The 7,736-nt window shown below is 51.1% G+C and carries 5 protein-coding genes; 2 read left to right on the forward strand and 3 right to left on the reverse strand.

What is annotated here, in order from left to right; all coding sequences use genetic code 11:
• Positions 1-75 precede the first annotated feature (75 nt).
• The 3 genes from A8990_RS18865 to A8990_RS18875 all read right to left on the reverse strand — a co-directional run bounded on the left by A8990_RS18865 (position 76) and on the right by A8990_RS18875 (position 5,323).
• On the reverse strand, positions 76-3,186 hold the full coding sequence (locus A8990_RS18865; RefSeq protein ID WP_116190592.1) for an efflux RND transporter permease subunit: 3,111 nt from the start codon (positions 3,184-3,186) through the stop codon (positions 76-78).
• Between the two features lie 78 nt (positions 3,187-3,264).
• On the reverse strand, positions 3,265-4,647 hold the full coding sequence (locus A8990_RS18870; RefSeq protein ID WP_116190593.1) for a sensor histidine kinase: 1,383 nt from the start codon (positions 4,645-4,647) through the stop codon (positions 3,265-3,267).
• Positions 4,640-5,323 carry a response regulator transcription factor gene (locus A8990_RS18875; RefSeq protein ID WP_116190594.1) on the reverse strand — a complete coding sequence of 228 codons (684 nt, stop codon included), beginning with the start codon at positions 5,321-5,323 and terminating at the stop codon, positions 4,640-4,642. Before A8990_RS18875 ends, A8990_RS18870 begins: the two co-directional genes overlap by 8 nt.
• A gap of 128 nt (positions 5,324-5,451) precedes the next feature.
• Between A8990_RS18875 and A8990_RS18880 the strand changes: the two genes are divergently transcribed.
• Both A8990_RS18880 and A8990_RS18885 read left to right on the forward strand, forming a co-directional pair.
• The gene (locus A8990_RS18880) at positions 5,452-6,090 is read left to right on the forward strand and encodes a phosphatase PAP2 family protein (protein WP_181909665.1); all 639 of its coding nucleotides are present in this window, start codon (positions 5,452-5,454) and stop codon (positions 6,088-6,090) included.
• Positions 6,091-6,186: 96 nt separating this feature from the next.
• Positions 6,187-6,876 (forward strand): phytanoyl-CoA dioxygenase family protein, encoded by a 690-nt coding sequence (locus A8990_RS18885; RefSeq protein WP_116190596.1) that lies wholly within the window; start codon positions 6,187-6,189, stop codon positions 6,874-6,876.
• The last annotated feature ends 860 nt before the right edge of the window (positions 6,877-7,736 follow it).

Below are 7,736 nucleotides of genomic sequence, written 5' to 3' on the forward strand. Positions count from 1 at the left end.
TATAGTGACAACGAATATCAACAAGAAAGCGACTCGCCATGACGGCGGTCGCTTTTTTTGCTTAATCAACAGCAATTAGAATTGAATTTCCTTCTCCACCTTGCGGCGTTTGCCTGTCAGTTCATATATAACTGGCACGACGATGAGCGTGAGCAATGTAGAAGTTGTCAGACCGCCGATTACCGTAATGGCTAGTCCGCCGGAAATCAAGCTTGTCGACGATTCGGAGAAAGCGAGCGGCAGCAATGCAAGGATCGTTGCGCAAGCTGTCATCAGAATCGGTCTTAGTCTTGTTTTGGACGCTTCTACGAGGGACTCGCGCAGCTCCATGCCGCTCTTGCGGTTCTTCTCAACACGGTCGAGAAGAACGACCGCGTTCGTTACGACGATACCGACGAGCATAAGCATGCCGATCATCGAGCTCATGGACAATGCGTTGCCTGTGATAAGCAGCGCGCCGAGGGAACCGACCGGTACGAAGAGCAGCGACGACAGAATGATAACTGGCGTCAGCAAGCCGCCGAACGTCATGCTCATGACGAGGAATACGAGACCGATTGCCGCAACCATCGCGATACCGATGCTTTGGAAGCCGCTGTTGATCATATCGGAGCCGCCGCCGATTTTCACTTCGACGTTGCTTGGCAGCGATAGGCTGTCAATGTCATCCGTGATCGCCTTCGTCACAGTTGCTGTTTGCTTGGCATCCTTCACGTTACCCGATACCTTCGCGTACATTTTCAAATCTTCATGGTTGATCGCGACAGGCGCTTTCGCTTCTGTAATATCAACGATATCCTTCAGCTGTTTCATACCGCCCATCGTAGGGATGGTGATGCTCTCCAGCTGTGCTTTGTTCGTAATTTGCTGCAAGTACGACATCGTAATGTCGCGCTGCTTATTATCCAGCGTGAAGGTGCCGACATCGACCGGACGAAGCTGTTCATTGACTGCCGCCATAACTTGCAGCGAGGAGACATTCAGGTCTTTGCCCTCTTTGTTCAGCGTCATTTCCCACTTCGGCGTGACGTCCTTCAGGTTGTTGGTAATGTCTTTCATATTCGCATTGGATTTCATTAGGTTCTCGACTTGAACGGCTGCTTGCGAGAGCGATGTCAGATCATCGGAGTACAAGCTTACATCAACGCCGTTGCCTGACGGCGGGCCGTTCTGCTCGCCTTCCTTGACGTTCACGACCGCTTCCGGCGATTCTTTCTTCACGAGCGCCTGCAAATCTTTGCCGACATTGTCGATCATGTTATCCATGACCGTACCTTCTTTGAACTGAACCGTGAAGCTTGCTTTATTCGATGTGTTACCGATCTTCACGAACGGGTTGTCTGCGCCGCCGATGCTAGCCGTGTAGTTATCGACGCCATTCAGATCCTTCAAATAACCTTCCACTTTCTCGCTGACTTTGTTCGTCTGGTCAAGCGTGCTTTGCGACGGCATCGTCAGATCGACGCCTATCGAAGGAACGCTGCCTGCATCCAGGAACGTTACGCCAAGCAATGGAATCGTACCGAACGATCCAATCAGAATCACGATGGAAAGCGCAAGAATCCAGCCTTTGCGGCGAAGCGCGCCGCGAATCACTCTCTCGTACCAGCTAATAAATCGGCCGCCTTCTTTATGCGGCTTTATGCGGTTGAAGAACTTCGCGCCAAGCACCGGAATGAGCATCATCGCTACGAGCAGCGATGTCACGATAGAGATAACGACCGCAATCGCGAATGGACGGAAGAACTCACCGATGATGCCTGTTACGAATGCCAGCGGCAGGAATACAACGACCGTTGCGATTGTCGAGGAGCCGACAGCGCCGATAACTTCCTTCGTCGCTTTGTACGCGAGCTCCTTGCCGTTCATCTCTTGGCCTTTTTCCTGGCGCCATCTGTAAATGTTCTCGATAACGACGATACTGTCGTCGACGATACGGCCGATCGAAACGGCGATGCCGCCGAGGGTCATAATGTTGAGCGTATACCCCATTTGATGCATCAGCGCGATCGTCGCGAATACCGAGATCGGCAGCGAGATGATCGAGATTAAGGTCGCCCGTATATTACGCAAAAACAGGAATATAATGATGACACAAAAGAGCGCGCCGTAAAGCCCTTCGTGAATGAGCGAATTGACCGATTTCTTGATTTCCGCGCCTTGGTCCTGGATCAAGTGAATATCGAGGTTTGCCTTCGTTTTGTACGTTTCAAGCACGTCCTTGACCGCATCCGATACATCCGCTGTATTCGCGTCCTGTGTCTTTGCGACTTGGATCACATAGCTTTCTTGACCGTCGAAACGCGCGATTTCATCCTGCTTCGAGATGGTCGTTACAGTCGCGATGTCCGACAGCTTCACTTTGGCCGCTGCGCCTGCTCCAGCTTGTCCGGCACCTGCACCTGCACCTTCTCCGCCGCCAAACGCAGCACCCGCTCCTGCTCTAGCACCAGCTGACAGCTCAAGATCTTTGATCTGCTGCAGGTTCGACAGCTTGCCGACGAGACGAATCGGAATCGACGTATCGTCTTCTGTTACAGAGCCAAGCGGCATTGCGAAGTCAAGCTGTTGAATGGCCGATTGAATCGCGTTAAGCGAAATGCCAAGCTGGCTCGCTTTGTCTTTATCCACTTCAATTCGAAGCTCTTGCGAGATGGTACCTTTCAGTGTGACCGAGCTTACGCCAACCACTTTCTCCAGCTTCGGCACAACTTGCGTTTCGAGCTGTTTCTGGAGCGCTTCGGGATCGCCCTTCGACGAGAACACAGCCGCCTCGTAGATCGGCGCTGCACCGAAGGACAGACGCTGAACGGTAAGCTTCACTTTGTCGGACTGCTGGACCTTCGCGATCGCCGTCTCGACATCCTTCACTTTATCTTCCATATTCGTGCCAAACGGATATTGCAAAATAATGCTCGCCGAATTCTCGGAAGTTGTACTTGTCAGCGAGTCGTAATCTTTAAGGCCTTGCAAGCTCTCTTCGACCGGCCCCGTAACCTCGGTTTCAAGCTCCTCCGTGGAAGCACCGGGACTGACAGCCGTTACGACAACCGCCGGAAAATCAACGTCCGGGAACGTCTGCTGCTGAATTTGCGTTGCCGAATAGAAGCCAAGTCCTAGAACGAGCAAACACAATATGATGACTGCTACACTATTCTTCAAACTAAATCGACTAAGCCAAGCCATGTTGTGGTTTCTCTCCTCTTTTTTCTTTTTATACTGGCAACTATACCGTACATTTTTGAACTCAATATGTACTGGGCGTTACAAATTTTTGACAGCGGCGTTCAAAGGCAGTCGAACCGTAAACACGGTTTCCAGATTCGGCGTGCTGCTCACCTCGATTGAACCTTGATGGAGCTCGACAATTCGCTTCACGATAGAGAGGCCTAGCCCGTTCCCTTTTACCGCATAATCACGCGACTTGTCCACCTTGTAGAAAGGGGTAAAAATATGCGCAAGCGCCTCCGCCGGAATGCCTTTCCCCTGGTCACGCACGGTGACGACGGCCATTCCGTCATGTACAGCAAGCGAAATCGCGAGAACGCTGTTCTTCGCAAACTTGATGCTGTTGCTAATCAAATTATGCCACACCTGATCGAGACTATCCTCGTCGCCAAATATCGTCACATCGGCAAGCGACAGCTCTGGCGCAAGACCGCTGGCATGCCATTGCGGCTCACTTGCAATAATAATGCGGCGAATCTGCTCATCCAGCCGGTAGAAGGAAGGATGCGCGGGCTTTTTATCATGTTCAAGCACGGACAGACGGAGCAGATTGGCGCTAAGCCGGGATAAGCGCAGGCTCTCCTCTTCAATAATTTGCAGATAATGCTGGCGCTGCTCGTCCTCCATCTTCTTCGTCCTGAGCGCTTTCGTGAACCCGGCAATGGACGTTAGCGGAGATTGAAACTCGTGCGCGACATTATTCACGAAGTCCGAGCGAAGCTGATCGATCGTTTGCAGTGAACCCGCCATCTCGTTGAAGCTCTCCGTCAGCACGCCTATCTCATCCTTGCGCTTCGACTGCAGCCCAATGCTGAAATCGCCCTGCGCCATCCGTTTCGTTGCAATCGTCAGACGAAGTATCGGCTTGACGATATAACTCGATGCAAGGAGAGTCATTAAACTGCCGAATGCAAGCACGCTCAGCAGGATCGTAAACATCACTCTGCGAAACAACTCAAACAGCTTGTCGAGCTCAGGTGAAATGAAGAGCGCATAGGGGTGATCGTGATACTGAAAAGGAAGCCCGGTAAGCAGCTGCTGGCCGTGATGGTTTCCGTTCTGAACGAGCAAGCCGTGATAAACGCCGCCTTTTATGACATGCTGCACTTGGCTCGCCTTTAACGGCATCTGTTTACCGCTTGAAGCGCCGCTATAAGCAAGGATCGTACCGTCTGCATCGACAATCCCGACCCGGAATCCCGGCATTCTGATCGCTGCTTCGAACACCTCGGAACTTCCAGGAGGAAGCTTCTGAATGATGGAAATGATTTGCTTGCCGCTATCGATCATTTGTTTATCGCTTAAGTCCTGAACTTGTTGGCTGTACAGCCTCGTCGCCAACATAAAAGCCAGGAACAAACTTACGATAACCGCGAATATAAAAATAAAGACCGTTCGCACATAGAGCGACTTAATCATTCAGCACCTCCAGCCGGTAGCCGAGACCGCGCAGCGTCACGATGCGGAAGGCGACCTCCTCCTCTGCAAACCTTTCCCGAAGCCGCTTAATATGAACATCGACCGTCCGCTCATCGCCTTCATACTCATATCCCCAAATCTGCTCAATCAGGGTCGTCCTTGTGTACAGCTGGCCCGGATGACTCGCGAACTTATACAGCAGCTCGAATTCCTTCAGCGGAATGGTCACAGCTGAGCCCGTTTCTTTGTACACGACTTGATAGCTGGAACGGTCGAGCACGAGCTTGCCAATCGGCACGGATTGCGATGCGGTAATCCGGAATCGCCTCAGCAGCGCTTTTACCCGGACGACGAGCTCCATCGGATCGAACGGCTTCGTCATATAATCGTCGGTGCCCAGCTGGAACCCTTTGATTTTCTCCTCGGACTCGCCTTTTGCCGTAATCATTAGGATCGGCATGTCGCTTGATGCACGAATCTTGCGGCACAGCTCCCAGCCGTCCATGCGAGGCATCATAATGTCCAAAATGACCATATCGACCTGGTGCGACGAGATGTATTGCCATGCTTCTTCCCCATTCGCAAACTCGGCAATATCGAAGCCCTCGTCGTTCAAATACAGCTTAACAAGCTCTCTAATATGCGCTTCGTCATCAACAATTGCAATCTTTGCCATATTTTTACGCCCTCTTTGCATTTTGTCTGTTTTTTATACTTGCAACCTCTATCACAATATCTTATTATTACAAGATTGCTAGACGACTTGCTAGTATGAACATCATGTATAAGGTGAGGGAGGGGCCAATGAAACGCTTTGTGCCTTTAATCAGTATGCTTATATTTCCGGTGATGGGTTGGCTATATGCACTGACCAATAAGCCGGCAACCCAAGTATATAGCCTAGTGACCGATCTCGATCGGGCGATTCCACTCGTAAAAATATTCGTTCTACCGTATTCCGTTTGGATTTTCTATATTTACATCTGTCTGATCTATTTCTTTATTAAAGATCCCGCGGTCTACCGCCGCTCGCTCATCACTTATGTGATCTGCGCCTTAGTCTGCTATGGCATCTATATGGTGTTCCAAACGACGGTGCCGCGCCCTTCAATTTCGGGTACCGATCCAATTACGCGCTTGCTGGGTTACGTGTATGGCCGGGATTTACCGTTTAACTGCTTCCCGAGCATCCACTGCTTCTCCAGTTATATGGTGATGAAAGCTCTGTACACAAGCAAGTTCCGCGGCCGCATTAATCAGTTGCTTATTTACACGATGTCGACTACGATTATTCTATCGACGTTCTTTGTGAAGCAGCATGTCTTGTTCGATGCAATCGCAGGGATTCTGCTTGCAGATATCGTTTATCGCCTCGTGTCGCGTGCGGATCGCGTATCCGCATCGATGCGCAAAGCGAAGCCACTTCAGCGCGCTAATATGTAAACCAGCTTAGAGAAAGCAGAGCCGCTATGGATCTGCTTTTTTTGTTTGGGTTTAACCCGCTTTTCATTCGGTGAACAGGAGTGAGTCCAGGTGAGTATGAGCAGCAATTCGAGTTCGATTAAGGAGCAGTTCGAGCAAGATGGCTACTACATCATGAGGCAGCTGTATTCGGAGGATGAAATCGAAGCGTTCAAGAACGCGTGTATCGCCATTGTGAAAGAGCATGATCCCGGGCGGTCAGGCGTGTTGGTGGGGATGACCTTGCGGAGTCCGTTATTCAAGCAGGCTACGGTTAAGCCTTCGCTTGTGGAAGCGCTGCGTGAGATCATCGGGGAGCATATCGTCTTCTTGAGCGACAAAGTTGTGCTCAAAAATGCAGGCACCGACTTCGGCTCCCCTTGGCATCAGGACCATCCGTATTGGGACGGCAGCCATAAGTTCTCGGTCTGGATCGCGCTTGATGATGCAATGCCAAGCAACGGTTGCTTGCGGCTCGTTCCAGGCAGCCACCAGCAAGGTACGGTATCTCATGACGGCGAAGTGGTGGACGACCTTGGCTTCATCAATCGGATCGATATGACACAAATTGCGGACTCGGATGTGTTGGATTTCGAGGCTCGCCGCGGCGATGCGGTCATATTCCACGACTTGCTGTTCCACGCTTCGTATCCGAATGTAAGCGGCAAGGAACGGTGGGCGCTCATTACGACGTACAAGGACGGGACGCAGGAAGACCCGGACTATGAGTGGGCCGGAGCGGCGTTTGCGGTTAGCTCTCCTCGTTAGGCAAGGGGTACTCGGTACCCCTCTTGTGGGAAATTCGAGTTAAATTCGCGAATGTGGGGTACTGGGTACCTCACCTTCGCGATTTCACCTCAATGTGTGTCCCCCAGGGGCACTCTTTCGCTACTTTCGGCGATTCCACCTCAATGTGTGCCCCCCAGGGGCACTCTTTCGCTACTTTCGGCGAATTCACCTCAATGTGTATCCCCCAGGGGCACTCTTTCATCACTTTCGGCGATTTCACCTCAATGTGTATCCGCCTGGGGCACTCTTCCACTACTTTCGGCGATTTCACCCTCAATGTGTATCCCCCTGGGGCACTCTTTCGCTACTTCAGCGATTCCACCTCATTGTGTATCCCCCAGGGGCACTCTTCCACTACTTTCAGCGATTTCACCACAATGTGTGTCCCCCAGGGGCACTCTTTCATCACTTTCGGCGATTTCACCTCAATGTGTATCCCCAGGGGCACTCTTTATCCACTTTCGGCGATTTCGTCTCAAAAAAAGAGTATCCCCCAGGGCAATGTCATTAAGTTAACTCAATGACATTGACCGAGAATAGAAATGGAATCCAAAATGGCATGAGGGAAACCCCTGTGCCGTTTGTTTTTTTGGTGCAGTCTGAAAAAAGTGTACAGCAAACAAGCGGATAGACAATCCGCTTAAAAAATGTTCATTCGAACCGATTTATGCTACTCTGTAGACGAAGCTTACAGATGATTTATAGCGTGTTTTGCGCGTATTCTGCTGCCCTGGTCGAATCGGGCGAATCGGCAAAACGTTTCTTCGAATCAGTGCTTCAACATCAGACGGGGGTTCATCGTCTCTTGAGCGCAGGAAATGTCTACAAACATGAACGGC

It is taken from the genome of Paenibacillus taihuensis (assembly GCF_003386535.1).
Lineage (GTDB): Bacteria > Bacillota > Bacilli > Paenibacillales > Paenibacillaceae > Paenibacillus_Z > Paenibacillus_Z taihuensis.